A 15124-nucleotide genomic window follows, 5' to 3' on the forward strand; every position below is an offset into this window, starting at 1 on the left:
AAGAACTTCCTTTCGTGTAGGACTTTCGATTTTCGATTTTGGCTTCATTTTAGACCTATTTCTCCCCAAGTTCTATGAAATATAGTATGCTATATATACTATAGTATGAAATGGGGTTTCGGCATGCGGGTCACGACGTTCACGTATGACAAAACGAGCAATTGGTACATCGAAGAGCAGGCACATAATCCATACTGGACGCTCGTTCTGGTTACTTATGGCAAGTGCGTATATTGGATTGGCGGGGGTAATGCCGAGAGGAAGCAGGTGCTCGAGAAAGGGCAATGGCTGCTCATTCCAAGCGAAACCCCCTATTATGGAAAAAGTGTGCCTACGCTGCTTCATGAGAAGTATGTAGTACAATTTGCCACGGATGGACTGGTCGAACCGCTACCTCTCTTACAATCGAGGACGCACGAGAGCAGGATGACAGGCAAGTACGATTTGATACTGGACCGTCTTCGTCTCATGCTTCAGCAGTGGCAAGACAAACAGCCCTATTATCAGACGCTGTGCGAAGCGCTGCTAAAAGAGCTGTTTGTTCATTTGCATAGGGAGTGGGATCAGGCCGAATCCACGAACGCCACTGTGCAATTAGTCGAGCAGATGAAAGCTTACATTCAGAATCATTATCGCGAGCATGTGACCAAGGAGGCCTTAGCCATCTGCATTAGCCGTTCGCCGAACTATGCCGCCTCTCTCTTTAGCAAGGTGACTGGACAGACGATCAGCGATTTCGTGAACGCCACCCGGATCAAAACGGCCGTCTACATGCTCAGACATTCCGCGCTGACTGTAGCGGAGATTTCGGAATTTATCGGTTACAGCGACCCGTCTTACTTTTACAGGGTATTCAGACGACTGACGGGGCTAGTGCCTACGGACTTCGTTGCTGACCGTGAAACGGTACGTAAGTAAGGGGCTAGCGTATTAAGATTACATGGTACCGCCGCCACGCCTCACTTCAGGCGGGATTTGCTCAGGCCCCTTATCGATATTGCGATAAATGAATGTGCCGACACTCGCTTCATCGAACTTCTGGAGCTGCATCGTTTTGGTCCAAGCCGTCACGACGACTTCCTGATCGCTCGGTACATCCGGGTTGGGTACAGCAAGTACGCCGGCGCCGGCTTTCTTGAAATTGGTCAGATAGCGAAGCTTGTCCAACAGATCGGCGTTCGCATCCGGATGATAGTAAATAATAATGTCGCCATGCTCCAAATTATGGACAAGCTTCTCATAAGGAGGCTTTTCCGTATAAAAGCCAAACTTCAAATCATGCGGGCTATGCGTGCCGGAGGTTGGAATGGTCATTTCGTATTTCAAGGGCATTTCAGAATGACCGCGACCGTAATCCTTGTCGGCTGTTACCTGAATAGGCGCGTTGAAGTTCAGCTTTTCGATGCTGTATTTGGTAGAAGACTGCTGGATGAGTGAAGTTCCGATGAACAAGACGGCTAAAGTCAGAAGGACATGGGAGATCATCAGCATCTTTCTATATTTATTTTGCAGGACTTGCTTTTCCGCCTTTTTCAATCGGCTTGTATTCGCCTTGTTCGTTCGGATCGCCAGCACGTAGCCGACAATCGCAAGAACAACGATCATAATGCCTATATAGAGTAAAATGGAGATGAGATCGGGGCCCTGCTGCATTGAAGAATGGTCCATTAGACATAAACTCCTTTGGAAAAGTAATAAAATAAAGATATCAACACTACATATTGTAGTTTTGTTGGAGGGAGAAGTCAAACGGGTTAAAGTGGCAGCAGCCGTTTAGCACGCAGTGAGGCTCTAAAAAGTAATTGCTAAGGAATGGGGAAGTGTGTACAATGAGAATAAGCGCTTAACCTATTGTTTGTAAAAACATATCTTGCTTATCTATATTTTTTATGAAACGCTTAAATATTACTTTTAACGGTATCATTTGCCTCATGCTTGTTCGATACCATCAATCATCGGTATCGGTTCGAATGAATGGAATTTCGGCTCGAAAGATTAAGCGCTTAATTTATTTTGTGGGTGATATCTATGGGAACAATCCGGTTAACGATGGCTCAAGCTTTGCTGAAGTACTTGGATCAGCAATATATTTCGATTGACGGTGTTAGTACCAAGTTCGTTCATGGTGTATTCGGTATTTTCGGTCATGGCAATGTTACCGGGATCGGAGAAGCGCTGGAGAGAAGTCCGGGAAGTCTGACGTACATACAGGGCAAAAATGAACAAGGCATGGTTCATGCTGCAACCGCTTTCGCAAAACAAAACAACAGGACGCAAATTTATGCTTGCACAACTTCAATCGGCCCCGGAGCTCTAAACATGGTCACGGCAGCGGCTACGGCGACTGTCAACCGGATTCCGGTGCTGCTGCTTCCCGGAGATAACTTCGCGACGCGACAGCCGGATCCGGTGCTGCAGCAGCTCGAAGTGAGCGGAGATTATAGCATCTCCGCGACAGATGCATTCAAGCCGGTCAGCAGATACTGGGATCGGATCGTTAGGCCGGAGCAGCTGATGTCTGCTGTGCAGCAGGCTATGCGGGTATTAACGGATCCTGCGGAGACAGGGGCGGTGACGCTCGCCTTGCCGCAAGATGTGCAAGCGGAAGCTTATGACTATCCGGAAGCGTTTTTCGAGAAGAAAGTTCATTTTGTAGAGCGGAGGCTGCCGTCGCCGGACGCGCTCGGACGGGCGGCAACTGCGATCGCGGGCAAACGGAAGCCGCTGATCATCGCGGGGGGAGGCGTCCTTTACTCCAATGCGATGCAGGAGTTGCATAAGTTCGCTCATGCGTTCGGTATTCCGGTCGCCGAGACACAAGCTGGCAAGAGCTCGTTACCTTGGAACGATGAGCTGAATGTCGGGGCCGTCGGCGTAACGGGAACGCTGGCCGCTAACTTGATTGCGAAGGAGGCGGATGTGATTATCGGAGTCGGCACCCGGTATTCCGACTTCACGACTTCTTCCAAGACGGCATTTGCGAACCCAGATGCGGTATTCGTGAATATCAATATTAGCGGTTTCGACGCATACAAGTTATCCGGGGTCGCTTTAACCTGCGATGCCAAAGAAGGGTTAGCCTCGCTGCGGGAAGCGCTTCAAGTCCTTCAATACCGAAGCGGTTACGCCGTGGGGGAAATCGCTTCGCTCAAGGCGCAGTGGGACGCCGAGGTCGACAGGTTATATGGATTGGAGTGTACAGAGGGTTTATCGCAGACCCGGGCACTGGGAATTATTCAAGAGACCCTTGCACCGAACGCCGTTATCGTATGTGCGGCGGGCAGCCTTCCGGGCGATCTTCACCGCCTCTGGCGACCGGCCGAACCGAAGACGTACCATATGGAATACGGTTTTTCCTGTATGGGTTACGAAGTAAGCGGCGCCTTCGGCGCAGCGCTTGCCGCACCGGATCGTGAGGTATATGCCATTGTCGGAGACGGCAGTTATCTGATGCTTCACTCGGAGCTGGTGACGAGCTTGCAGGAAGGAAGGAAAATCACAATCCTGCTCTTCGATAATCACGGCTATCAATGCATCCATAACTTGCAGCGGGGACACGGCAGCGATGGGTTCGGCAATGAGTTCCGCTACCGCGAACAGACGACGGGACGCTTAACAGGCAGTTTCATGCCCATTGATTTTGCCGCCAATGCCCGCAGTCTCGGTGCAGCAGCGTATAAGGCGTCTACTGCTGAGGAATTGCAGGGAGCGCTTCACCAAGCGAAGCTGGAAGAAAAAACGACATTAATTGAAATCTCGGTCATACCGGGAACGAATACGTCCGGTTACGAATCGTGGTGGAACATCGGCGTACCCGAAGTGTCCGCCAGCAGCAAAGTAGTCCAGGCGCACCAAAGCATAAAGGATCGGTTGAAATCAGCTAAATCCATTTAAACGATGATGAGAAGGAGGTCGGCACCCTTGTTAAAATTTCCGTTTCGACTGGGAGCACACCCCATTAATTGGGTTGGAGAAGATGTAAAAGAGCACGGTGACAACACCACCTATGAGCAAATCATGGATGAGATGCAGGCATTGGGCCTGTCCGGCACTGAAATGGGCCGGAAATATCCGACGGATATCTCCATACTGAAGCAAGAGCTTGCCAAGCGAGATCTTCAGCTTGTCTCGCAATGGAAGTCAGTACTCTTTTCAGATCCTTCATACCGCGATGATGAACTGCAGGCGTATAGAAAGCATGCTGAGTTTTTGCAGAAAATGGGCAGCACGGTCATTAGCACTTGCGAAGTCGGCGGTTCGCTCCATTTTGACCCGCGCCGAACGCCGAATGAGAAGGAAGTGCTGCGGCTTGGCGAAGCGGAGTGGAATAGCCTGGCGGAGGGACTGAACGCTGCCGGTGCTATCGCCAAGGAATTAGGGCTTAAGCTGACTTATCATCATCACGGCGGGACTGCTGTAGAAAGCCCGGAAGAAATAGATCGATTGATGGAGCTAACCGATCCTGGGCTTGTCTATCTGTTATACGATACAGGTCATGCATATTACGGAGGCGCGGATCCGCTCTATGTGCTTAGAAAGCACTACGACCGAATTGCCTACATTCATTTGAAGGACGTTCGTCTTCATGTGCTGGAGGAAGCACGCCGTGAACAGGCAGATTTCATCACCTGCATTCGCAAAGGCGTATTTACGGTTCCCGGCGATGGACATATCGATTTTAAGCCGATTATCGGAGAGCTTGTGGAGCGGGGATATAACGGTTGGGCGATGCTGGAAGGCGAGCAGGATCCGGCAAAGTGTCCGGCGTACGAATATGCCGCAAAGGCATTGAGCTACTTGGAAACGTTGATACCAGCGAAAGCGGGGGAATAAAGCATGACCTATTTATCTTTTCAGACGGACAAAAGCTTGGATTTCACGGCGATCGGCAGACTTTGCATCGATTTGAACGCCAATGAAATTAATCGCCCGATGGAACAAACGAGCACCTTCACCAAGTATGTCGGCGGTTCTCCCGCCAACATCTCGATCGGCATGTCCCGCTTGGGCATGAAGACCGCCTTCATCGGCAAAATTGCGGACGATCAGATGGGACGCTTTATTGAAGACTACTTGACCCGCAACCATATTGACACCAGTAACGTCGTGATCGACCGAACAGGTGCTGTTACAGGGCTGGCATTTACTGAAATCAAAAGCCCGACCGACTGCAGCATCCTGATGTACCGCAACAATGTGGCGGATCTGCTGCTCACGGCGGGAGAGGTCCAGGAGGAGCTGATTGCAAGATCCAAAACGTTGTTGATTTCCGGAACGGCGTTGGCTCAAAGCCCCTCCCGAGAGTCGGTATTCCAAGCGCTTCAATATGCGAAAAAGCATGGCGCCGTCATCGTTTTCGACCTGGATTACCGCCCGTATACATGGACATCTGCGGAAGAAACCGCCGTGTATTACAACTTGGCGGCGGAAAAGTGCGACATCATTCTCGGTACTCGCGAAGAATTCGATATGATGGAGCGGTTCGAGCGCAATCCGGATCACATCGATCAAGTGACGGCTTCCAAATGGTTTGATCACTCGGCTAAGATCGTCGTTATTAAGCACGGCAAAGACGGCTCCATCGCATATACGAAAGACGGAATGAGCCATCGGGCAAAGACATTTCCGGCTAAAGTTGTGAAGACATTCGGTGCAGGCGATTCTTACGCCGCAGGTTTCTTATACGGAATTATGCAAGGATGGACGCTGGAGAAAAGCATGGAATACGGCAGCGCTGCGGCCTGTATCGTTATCTCCAGCCATAGCTGCTCGGATGCAATGCCGACTTCGGCGCAAGTGGACGATTATATAGAACGTTGCAATAGAGGGGAAATAACCGTTTAACGATAGTAATATATTGCCACTCAACAGGCGAATAACGAAGGGGAGTCCTTACTATGACACAATTGTTAAAAAACTGGATCGGCGGGCAATGGGTCGATTCCAAGGCGCAGCGGTCCGAACCTGTTTATAACCCGGCAACGGAGGAAGTGCTTGCGTACGTGCCTCTTTCTGTCAAAGAGGATGTAGACCTGGCTGTTGCAACGGCGGGTGCTGCTTTCCAAAGCTGGAGCCGCACACCGGTTCCTCGCCGTGCCCGCATCCTGTTTAAATATCAGCAGCTGCTGGTGGACCATTGGGAGGAACTAGCCAAACTCGTCACGCTGGAGAACGGAAAAAGCTATAACGAAGCGCACGGCGAAGTGCTGCGCGGGATCGAATGCGTCGAATTCGCCGCCGGGGCGCCTACGCTAATGATGGGGAAACAACTTCCCGACATCGCTACCAATCTGGAATCCGGCATGTACCGGTATCCCATCGGCGTTGTTGGAGGGATCACTCCGTTCAATTTCCCGATGATGGTTCCATGTTGGATGTTCCCGCTTGCCATCGCTTGCGGCAATACATTCGTGCTGAAACCGTCCGAACGGACACCGCTGCTTGCCAACCGCTTGGCGGAGCTGTTCCAGCAAGCCGGGCTTCCTGATGGCGTGCTGAACATCGTTCACGGCGCGCATGACGTTGTGAATGGAATTTTGGAGCATTCGGACATCCGTGCGATATCCTTCGTGGGCTCGCAGCCGGTTGCGGAGTATGTATACAAGACGGCATCCTCCTATGGCAAACGCGTCCAAGCGCTGGCCGGCGCCAAAAATCATTCGATTGTCATGCCGGATGCCGATCTGGAGCTGACCGTTAAGGAAATCGTGAACGCCGCATTCGGTTCGGCGGGAGAACGCTGTATGGCTTGCTCCGTCGTCGTCGCGGTCGGAGAGATCGGTGATACGCTCGTAAGCAAACTGGTAGAAGCGGCCGATCGCATTACAATCGGTAACGGATTAGAAGACGGCGTATTCCTGGGGCCTGTCATTCGCGGTCCGCATAAGGAACGGACGCTGAAGTACATTGACATCGGCGAGAAGGAAGGGGCTCTTCTGATCCGTGACGGAAGGAAAGATTCGGCTTCGGACGAGAACGGATTTTTCGTCGGTCCTACTTTGTTCGACCAAGTGCAGTGCGGGATGAAAATATGGGAGGACGAGATCTTTGCCCCTGTGCTTTCGATAGTACGCGTGAATAGCCTGGAAGAGGCCATCGAGCTCGCTAATCGTTCGGAATTCGCTAACGGTGCCTGCTTGTTCACGAAGAGCGGCGGCCATATGCGCCAATTCAGAGAGTCGATCGACGCAGGCATGCTGGGCATCAACCTGGGCGTGCCGGCCCCAATGGCCTTCTTCCCGTTCTCAGGCTGGAAAAAATCGTTTTACGGCGATCTGCATGCGAACGGCACCGACGGCGTAGAATTTTACACGCGGAAGAAGATGGTCACTACCCGCTGGTAAGCGAAAGCTAGCCGGCTCCATTTTTCCAATCGGAGGTTGATCATCTCATGGCCCTTGTTTCCATGGTACAGATGCTGCAGAAGGCGCTGCAGGAACGATATGCAGTCGGCCAGTTTAATTTGAACAACCTCGAGTTCACGCAAGCGATTCTGCTTGCGGCGCAGGAGGAGCAGGCCCCTGTTATTCTTGGGGTCAGTGAAGCCTATATCCCGTATATGGGAGGGCTTCCGTGTATTGCCGGCATGGTGAAGTCGCTGATGGAGCATTACCAAATCACGGTGCCAGTTGCGCTTCATTTGGACCATGGCTCTACTTACGAAGTATGTTTGCGTGCGCTTCATGCCGGGTTTACTTCGGTTATGATTGATGCTTCGCATCACGCTTTTGAACATAATATTGCGTTGACCAAACGTGTTACGGAAGCGGCGCATACGCTTGACGCATCCGTAGAAGCGGAGCTGGGGCGCATCACGGGCAGGGAAGACGACCTTCTCGTGGATGATGCGGAGGGCATGTATGCCGTGCCGGAGGAATGTAACACACTCGTACTGGAAACCGGCATTGACTGTCTGGCTCCTGCGCTAGGTTCCGTGCACGGACCGTACCGCGGTCAACCGAAGCTTGGATTCGAACGAATGGGAGAAATTCAGCGCTTAACGGGGCTGCCGCTTGTGCTTCACGGCGGAAGCGGGCTGCCTGAGGAGGAGATCCTTCAGGCGATTTCGCTCGGGACAGCCAAGATCAATGTGAACACCGATAATCAAATGGCTTGTACGGCTGCGATACGAACTTACCTGAACGAACATCCGGAAGCTTATGATCCCAGGAATTATTTGATCCCGGCGCGAGAAGCGATCAAGGCGGCAGTTCAAGCGAAAATTCGATTGTTTGGCAGCTCAGGAAAAGCGAAAGTCAGTGCTTACGAAGCTAGTTTTGCTAAAGTAAAACGCTAAGGAGATGCAACATGAAACAAGTGAGAGTAGGCATTATTGGCGCCGGACGTATTGGCAGGATTCACGCCGACAACTTGCTGCGCATGCCAAATGTACAAATTGTCGGCGTCAGCGACCTGTTCGCGGGTCCTGAACTGGAAGCGTGGGCGGCGGCAAGGGGAATCGGCATGCTGACGAAGGATAGCCTCGAGTTGATCCATCATTCGGAGATCGACGCGTTATTTATTTGCAGCTCGACGGACACCCATGTTCCGATTATTAAGGAAGCGGCGCAAGCCGGAAAACATATTTTTTGCGAAAAGCCCGTCAGCATGGATCTTGCACAGACGGAAGAAGCGATTGAAAGAGTTCGTAAGACCGGTGTTAAGCTGCAGATTGGTTTTAACCGCCGCTTTGACCATAATTTCAAGCGCGTGCGTGAGCATGTGCTGGCAGGGACGATCGGGGAGCCGCATATCGTCAAAATTACTTCCCGCGATCCCAACCCGCCGCACCAAGACTACATTAAGAATTCAGGCGGTCTGTTTATGGATATGGCGATCCACGACTTTGATATGGCACGTTTCCTGTCAGGCAGCGAAGTGACAGAAGTATACGCGCAAGGCAGCGTCCTTGTGGATCCGGTTTTCGCCGAGTATGGCGATGTGGATACGGCCGTCGTATCGCTCCGTTTTGCGAACGGTGCGCTTGGCATCATCGATAACAGCCGCATGGCGGCGTATGGGTACGATCAGCGCGTGGAGGTTTTCGGCTCCAAGGGTTCCGTGAGCGTGGCGAACGATCACCCGAACACGGCGGTCGTCAGCACGTCCGGCGGTGTTATGTCCGACAAACCGCTTCACTTTTTCCTGGAGCGATACAACGAGGCTTATATCGAGGAGACGAAGATGTTTATCGACAGTCTCGTGAACGGCACGCCGCTTCCGGTTGACGGCAACGACGGCCTTCAAGCGGAGCGGATCGCACTTGCCGCCAAGCTGTCTCTTAGACTCAATCGCCCCGTTAAAATAAGTGAAGTCGATGAGCTTCGCGTTCAATTGGCTTGATCCTTAATCATACTCAGGGAGGCAGATATCGTGCAGAAATTTATCGTATCCCCCGAACAGCAAGCAGGATCTGACGGAACCGTTCTCTCCATCACTCCCGAAGCGGCGGGATGGTCTTATGTAGGATTCGAAGTGCTTCGTTTATCGGAAGGTCAGGCCATAAGGCGGGAAACTGGGGATCGCGAGGTTTGCTTGGTGCTCTTGAGCGGCTTGGCTGACATCGTAACCGATCAGGAAACATGGAACGGCATCGGCAAGCGAATGAGTGTATTCGAGAAAATACCGCCTTACTCTGTCTATATACCTAACAAGGACAGTTATGAGATTCGTGCGCTTACCGCGCTTGAGGTGGCTGTGTGTTCGGCGCCTGGACGCGGAGGGTACGGGGCGCGGCTCATTGCGCCAGAACAAGTCGGTTTCGAAATGCGCGGTTACGGCAATATGGAGCGACAGATCCATAACATCCTTCCGGAGCAAGAACCTGCAGACAGCTTGCTTGTTGTCGAAGTGTTTACTCCGAATGGACATTGGTCCAGCTATCCGCCGCACAAACATGATCGGGATGCGCTGCCGGAGGAATCTTTGCTGGAAGAAACGTATTATTTTCGCGTTCAGCCTGAACAAGGATTTGCCATACAGCGTGTGTATACGGACGACCGTTCACTCGATGAGACCCTTATTGTTAAAGACGGGGAGGCGGTTATCGTACCGCGAGGCTATCATCCGGTTGCGGCTCCGCCGGGTTATGACGTGTATTATTTAAATGTCATGGCAGGCCCGCATCGAACGTGGAAATTTCATAACGACCCCGACCATAACTGGCTCATGCGTCCGCCTGCGCAGAAATCGCTCTAAACTATTGCAACCAAAGTTCAAAAACAGCATAATAGGACAGGGGGATGAGCGTTCATCCCCTTTTTGTACCACATAAGAAAGTATAAGTTTTCGGTTCCCGAAAACCGCTTTCTTATTGGCGATAAAACCTACATCTAAACGCGGTCGCTCATCTTTGAATGGCCTCGATAGAGGTTTTCTCATAAGGACATTACGAGCTATACGCAAGGAGAAGCGAGCATGAAGGCAACCATTTATGATGTGGCTAAAGAGGCGGGTGTTTCGATCGCTACGGTTTCTAATGCCATTAACGGCAAAGGAAAGATCAGCCAAAAGCGGCGTGAAGAGATTCTTAAAGTCATGGAACGGTTGCAATATCAACCTAGTCTGATCGCATCTGCTTTGATGGGAAAAAAAACGTTCACACTCGGTCTTCTCATACCGGATATTTCAAATCCGTTCTTTGCTGAAATTGCCCGCGCAATCGAGGATCAAGCCCATCAAAACGGCTACAGTGTCATTATGTGCAGCACGGACAATAAGGACGAACGGGTTGAACGATATATTACGCTGCTTGAGCAAAAAAGCGTAGACGGGATCATTATTGGTACAGGTATTGAGAATATGGAAATTTTGAGTCTTCTTCAAAATAAGTCGATTCCGATAGCCATGATTGCCCGTGAAGCTTCCGCATTGGCTGTAGATACGGTTGTGGCCGATGATTTTGTGGGCGGCATGTTGGCTGCGGAGCATCTAATCTCCCTGGGACACCGGCGGGTTGCGATTCTTGCGGAGAACTTAAAAGTAAGCAGCAGCCGTGAAAGAATTCGTGGATTCAAGCAAGGTATGCATGATGCGGGGATATCTTTCAGCGACGACAACATCATTATCTGTGAATATAAAGTGGAAGAAGGCAAAAGAGGCATTCAAGAGCTGCTCGGACGCAGCTCTGCTGAACATCCAACGGCAATCTTCTGTTGCAATGATTTATTGGCTATAGGCGCGTTGCAGGGTGCCAAAGAACTCGGCTTGCGCGTACCGAAGGCGCTATCCATCGTCGGATTTGATAATACGATCCTGGCTACCGTGACGGATCCGCCGCTGACGACCGTTTCCCAGCCGATGGAGCAAATGGGAAAGCTCGTCTTCAACCTGCTGATCGACAATCTGGAGAAAAAAGATGGGATCAAACAGCGTATCGTGCTGCGCCCTGAACTTATTATTCGGCAGTCGACTATGCCATTGGGAAACTAACTAGTAACGTTAGGCTTACATCTATCGGTTAAAAAAACTATTGCTAATGAGCCGGGAATCGACTAAAGTAAAGCCAAATGAATAGCAACACGGGTGCTTGATGAAGTCAGGCTGAGATAGCGGCCCTATGCCGCTGACCGTTAATCTGATCTGGGTAATGCCAGCGTAGAGAACATTGTGCGATTCTTCGTATGCACTTATCTTATGCCTGCCCTTACCCGGCGGGCTTTTTCGTGTTCGCTGAACATTTTACAATTTTATTAAAGGAGTCGATGAACAATGGGCAAAGCACAATCCGCTTCAAAAGGTTTAAAACTGACAGACATCCTGGTCACCATCGTGATCGCTGCAGTATTCGGCGTGATTTACAGAATATGGGGCCCGATGTATGATGTGTTGAAACCGCTCGGTCTTCATGTCGAGCAGTTGAGCTATGGCATGTGGTTCATGGCGGCGACATTTGCGTTTCTGGTTATTCGGAAGCCGGGCGTCGCACTGCTCGCAGAGGTTGCTGCAGCAACGATTGAAGCTTTATTTGGAGGTTCGTGGGGGGTATCCACACTCGTATACGGTGTACTGCAAGGGCTCGGCGCAGAAATTATTTTTGCTCTTTTCTTGTACCGTAGAGCGAATGTCGGGGTGACGGTATTAGCTTCTTTTGCTGCGGCCGCATTGTCCCTGGTCGTCGATTATTACTATGGATATATTGATCAGCTGACGTTCTGGAACTACTGCCTGTTCATTGGGCTCCGTCTTGCCGGCAGCGCACTGATCGCAGGTGTATTCGCTTACTATTTGGCGGCGGCGCTTGATCGTACCGGTGTGCTGAACTTGCTTCGTCCCGTTTCGAAGAAAGATTACGAGACATTGGGGTAGGACGATGAGTCGAAGCGAAGGATTAGGCATTAAGAATCTTAGGCTCAAATATCCCGGAGAAGATGTCCCCCTGCTGTTCCGGGGAATTTCCTTATCGGTCGAGCCGGGCGAGAAGGTTCTCCTCCTAGGGCCGAGCGGCTGCGGTAAGTCGACGCTTCTTCAAGTACTAAGCGGTATCGTTCCGGATATTGTGGAAATTCCGCTTAAAGCCGAGGAACTTCGGACGCCAAGCCGTCCCGGTTATGTTTTTCAAGACCCCGATACGCAATTTTGCATGCCGTATGTAGATGAGGAGATTGCGTTTGTCTTAGAAAATTTGCAAGTCCCGCGTGAGCAAATGCCTGCGCTCATCGATCGCTATTTAGAGATGGCCGGCCTTCGTTTCGACGACACCCACACCCCGATTGGGCAGCTATCTCAAGGGATGAAGCAGCGGTTGGCCATTGCGAGCGTACTTGCGCTCGAGCCCGATGTGCTATTCCTTGATGAGCCGACGGCACTGCTCGATGAGGAGGGCACGGAGCAAGTATGGGACACCATTCGTACAGTCTGTGGCGACAAAACGCTCGTGATCGTAGAGCATAAAATAAGCGGGATTCTCGACTTCATCGACCGTCTGATTGTCATCGGGCCAGAGGGTCAATTGCTAGCGGACGGCAGACCGCAAGACATTTTTAGCACCTGCAAACAACAGCTTATGGATTATGGGATTTGGTATCCGGGCGTATGGGATGAGGTTGAGCGGAGGCAGGAGCAAGTGGTCAAAGACTACACAGAACTGACGCCGGTCATGACCTTACGCGACTTCTCAGGCTTGCGTGGCAGGCAAATCAGGACCTCTGTGGATAACTTAAGTGCTTATCCTGGGGACTGGATTGCGGTTACTGGGGCTAATGGTGCGGGCAAAAGCTCGCTGCTGCTCGCCATCATGCGCTTGATCCCGATCCAAGGAACCTGCTGGATTGAGGGTGTAAAAGGGACAAAAGTCGAGCAGCTCGCCGAGCGCGTCGCCTTTGTGTTCCAGAACCCGGAATTCCAGTTCGTCACCCATTCGGTTGAAGACGAAATCGCCTATTCGCTGCCGGAGGGCGCCGGTCAGGAGGCGGTTGAGGCGCTGCTGCGGCAGTACGACTTGCATCAGCTGCGTAATCGGCATCCGTTCCAGCTATCGATGGGTCAGAAACGCAGGCTCAGCGTGGCGTCTGCACTGGTGCGCCAACCCCGCGTCCTGCTGCTGGATGAACCTACCTTCGGGCTGGATGCGCGCAATACGTTCCGTATGCTGGAGCTGTTGGAGCAATTGCGTGCGAGCGGCACGGCGATCGTAATGGTGACGCACGATTCGGAAATCGTGAGCCGCTATGCAACCCGCGTCTGGCGGGTCGAGGTGGGCGAAGTGAAGGAAGCGGCGAAGAGGCCGCTGCCGACGCAGGCGAAGCCCTTTGCGGAAGGGGAGGCGCTGCTGTGCAACTAACGTTCGCGTATCGTGAAACATGGCTGCACCGGGTGAATCCCGGTGTGAAGCTCATTCTTGCGATCGTCATGTTCATCGTCGTTGTGCTTACGCACAATCTCAATACGATGATCTACTTAACGATCGGCGCGCTTCTGCCGCTCACGCTGTTCTCCGGGCATCCGCTGAAACGGCTGCTGCTTTATGCCTCGCCGTTTCTGTTGATATTCCTTTCATCCTCCGCCGGGATGATGATGTTCGGCAATGGCGATACGCTGTGGTACCGGCTTGGCTTCATCCGAATCACTGAAGAAAGCTTCTACCGCGGCCTACATCTGGGGTTCCGCGGCCTGCAGGTCGCTTCGGTGGGGCTGCTCTTCAGCTTGACGACGCGGCCCGTCGCGCTGTTCTATGCGATGATGCAGCAATGGAACATAGCCCCCAAGTACGCTTACAGCTTCCTGGCGGCATTGCGCATGGTTCCCGTCATCCTCGAAGAGTTCCAAACCCTTCGGCATGCCCTGAAGGTGCGTGGTAAGAAAAAGCGCAGCGTTTTCACCGGCTGGTATATTACGCTCCGCATGTACGCCATTCCGCTGCTGGCGCAAAGCATCCGCCACGCCCACCGGACAGCGGTTGCGATGGAAGCCAAACGCTTCTCAATGCAGAGACAGCGCACCTACTATTACCGGATCTCCTACTCAGCGTGGGATTTAGGCTATATCTTGTACTTTGCCCTGGTTCTTTATTTAGCGAATTGGTTAGGGACGACATGGCCGCTCCTTCTAGACGCCATGGACGTCCGGTAAAACAAAGAAAGAAACCTCTCTTGTGAAGGTCAGACGGCTTATGCCGTTCCAACCTTACAAGAAGGTTTCTTTTTTGTTTGTGAACTGTAAAATGGCCTATCCGCCCCATTTCAGCATCATGGTCAAATTGCAGTTAGGCGCACCTTCCCGAGGTTCGATCATAAACTGAACACCGCTCGGGGTGAAGCTCGTGGCGACGAGCGATTCGCAGCCGAAAGCGTGGACGATCCGATTCACTTCTTTCTGATCGCCGATCTGCGCGGCAGTCATGATCTGCTGGGCAGTTTGTTGGTCGGATAACTTGCCCAGCACGATAGAGGCGTCTTTCATCAGCTTCTGACAGCTAGCGATGGAATGCGATAATATGGTCGTGCTCACAGGCGGAAAATTGCGATTCCAACCCCAGTAGGGCAGCGGGTAAACAACTGGAGGGAGTGGAATACGCAAATCCTGATAAAGAGTTTGGGGCTGCTGCAGGCAGTAAGAAGGAGGATAATTCATCGATGAACTCCTTATTATTTTTGTCGCTACGTCACACCAATATATGTAAAACCCA

14 protein-coding genes and 1 riboswitch are annotated in these 15124 nt (G+C 51.8%); of the genes, 12 read left to right on the top strand and 2 right to left on the bottom strand.

The genetic code is table 11. The annotated features are described in order from the left end of the window. The first annotated feature begins 123 nt into the window (after nucleotides 1-123). Nucleotides 124-918 carry a helix-turn-helix transcriptional regulator gene (locus ACFQZT_RS10110; protein ID WP_379299231.1) on the top strand — a complete coding sequence of 265 codons (795 nt, stop codon included), beginning with the start codon at nucleotides 124-126 and terminating at the stop codon, nucleotides 916-918. An 18-nt stretch (nucleotides 919-936) separates the two neighbouring features. Here the strand turns inward: ACFQZT_RS10110 and ACFQZT_RS10115 are convergent, their stop codons facing one another. Continuing rightward, nucleotides 937-1668: a thioredoxin-like domain-containing protein gene (locus tag ACFQZT_RS10115; protein ID WP_379299233.1), complete on the bottom strand. Its 732-nt coding sequence runs from the start codon at nucleotides 1666-1668 to the stop codon at nucleotides 937-939. Between the two features lie 360 nt (nucleotides 1669-2028). Here ACFQZT_RS10115 and iolD point away from each other — a divergent pair, with 360 nt between their 5' ends. The 11 genes from iolD (at nucleotide 2029) to ACFQZT_RS10170 (ending at nucleotide 14568) form a co-directional block, all read left to right on the top strand. After that, nucleotides 2029-3894, top strand: a complete 1866-nt coding sequence (gene iolD, locus ACFQZT_RS10120) for a 3D-(3,5/4)-trihydroxycyclohexane-1,2-dione acylhydrolase (decyclizing) (protein ID WP_379299235.1) — start codon at nucleotides 2029-2031, stop codon at nucleotides 3892-3894. A gap of 27 nt (nucleotides 3895-3921) precedes the next feature. Continuing rightward, the gene (gene iolE / locus ACFQZT_RS10125) at nucleotides 3922-4833 is read left to right on the top strand and encodes a myo-inosose-2 dehydratase (RefSeq protein ID WP_379299237.1); all 912 of its coding nucleotides are present in this window, start codon (nucleotides 3922-3924) and stop codon (nucleotides 4831-4833) included. Nucleotides 4834-4836: 3 nt separating this feature from the next. After that, nucleotides 4837-5844, top strand: coding sequence for a 5-dehydro-2-deoxygluconokinase (iolC, locus tag ACFQZT_RS10130; protein ID WP_379299239.1), 1008 nt, complete (start codon nucleotides 4837-4839; stop codon nucleotides 5842-5844). Nucleotides 5845-5897: 53 nt separating this feature from the next. Next, nucleotides 5898-7343: a CoA-acylating methylmalonate-semialdehyde dehydrogenase gene (locus tag ACFQZT_RS10135; RefSeq protein WP_379299241.1), complete on the top strand. Its 1446-nt coding sequence runs from the start codon at nucleotides 5898-5900 to the stop codon at nucleotides 7341-7343. Nucleotides 7344-7390: 47 nt separating this feature from the next. Then, entirely contained in the window at nucleotides 7391-8296 is a 906-nt protein-coding gene (gene fba / locus ACFQZT_RS10140; RefSeq protein WP_379299243.1) for a class II fructose-1,6-bisphosphate aldolase, read from the top strand. An 11-nt stretch (nucleotides 8297-8307) separates the two neighbouring features. Beyond that, the gene (gene iolG, locus ACFQZT_RS10145) at nucleotides 8308-9342 is read left to right on the top strand and encodes an inositol 2-dehydrogenase (RefSeq protein ID WP_379299244.1); all 1035 of its coding nucleotides are present in this window, start codon (nucleotides 8308-8310) and stop codon (nucleotides 9340-9342) included. Between the two features lie 30 nt (nucleotides 9343-9372). Then, on the top strand, nucleotides 9373-10197 hold the full coding sequence (iolB, locus tag ACFQZT_RS10150) for a 5-deoxy-glucuronate isomerase (RefSeq protein WP_379299246.1): 825 nt from the start codon (nucleotides 9373-9375) through the stop codon (nucleotides 10195-10197). A gap of 219 nt (nucleotides 10198-10416) precedes the next feature. Further along, complete coding sequence (locus ACFQZT_RS10155) at nucleotides 10417-11430, top strand: LacI family DNA-binding transcriptional regulator (RefSeq protein ID WP_379299248.1); 1014 nt, start codon at nucleotides 10417-10419, stop codon at nucleotides 11428-11430. Between the two features lie 79 nt (nucleotides 11431-11509). Then, a riboswitch (TPP riboswitch) is annotated at nucleotides 11510-11621 on the top strand. Between the two features lie 88 nt (nucleotides 11622-11709). Then, the gene (locus tag ACFQZT_RS10160) at nucleotides 11710-12306 is read left to right on the top strand and encodes an ECF transporter S component (RefSeq protein WP_379299250.1); all 597 of its coding nucleotides are present in this window, start codon (nucleotides 11710-11712) and stop codon (nucleotides 12304-12306) included. Between the two features lie 4 nt (nucleotides 12307-12310). Next, complete coding sequence (locus ACFQZT_RS10165) at nucleotides 12311-13780, top strand: ABC transporter ATP-binding protein (RefSeq protein WP_379299252.1); 1470 nt, start codon at nucleotides 12311-12313, stop codon at nucleotides 13778-13780. Continuing rightward, nucleotides 13771-14568, top strand: coding sequence for an energy-coupling factor transporter transmembrane component T family protein (locus ACFQZT_RS10170; protein WP_379299254.1), 798 nt, complete (start codon nucleotides 13771-13773; stop codon nucleotides 14566-14568). The genes ACFQZT_RS10165 and ACFQZT_RS10170 overlap by 10 nt, the downstream gene beginning before the upstream one ends. A gap of 96 nt (nucleotides 14569-14664) precedes the next feature. Here ACFQZT_RS10170 and ACFQZT_RS10175 read toward each other — a convergent pair whose 3' ends face one another. Next, a complete protein-coding gene (locus ACFQZT_RS10175; RefSeq protein ID WP_379299256.1) occupies nucleotides 14665-15069 on the bottom strand; it encodes a YuzC family spore coat inner layer protein in 405 nt (134 codons plus the stop codon). Nucleotides 15070-15124 lie beyond the last annotated feature (55 nt).

Source organism: Paenibacillus sp. GCM10027628 (genome assembly GCF_042676385.1).
Lineage (GTDB): Bacteria > Bacillota > Bacilli > Paenibacillales > NBRC-103111 > Paenibacillus_E.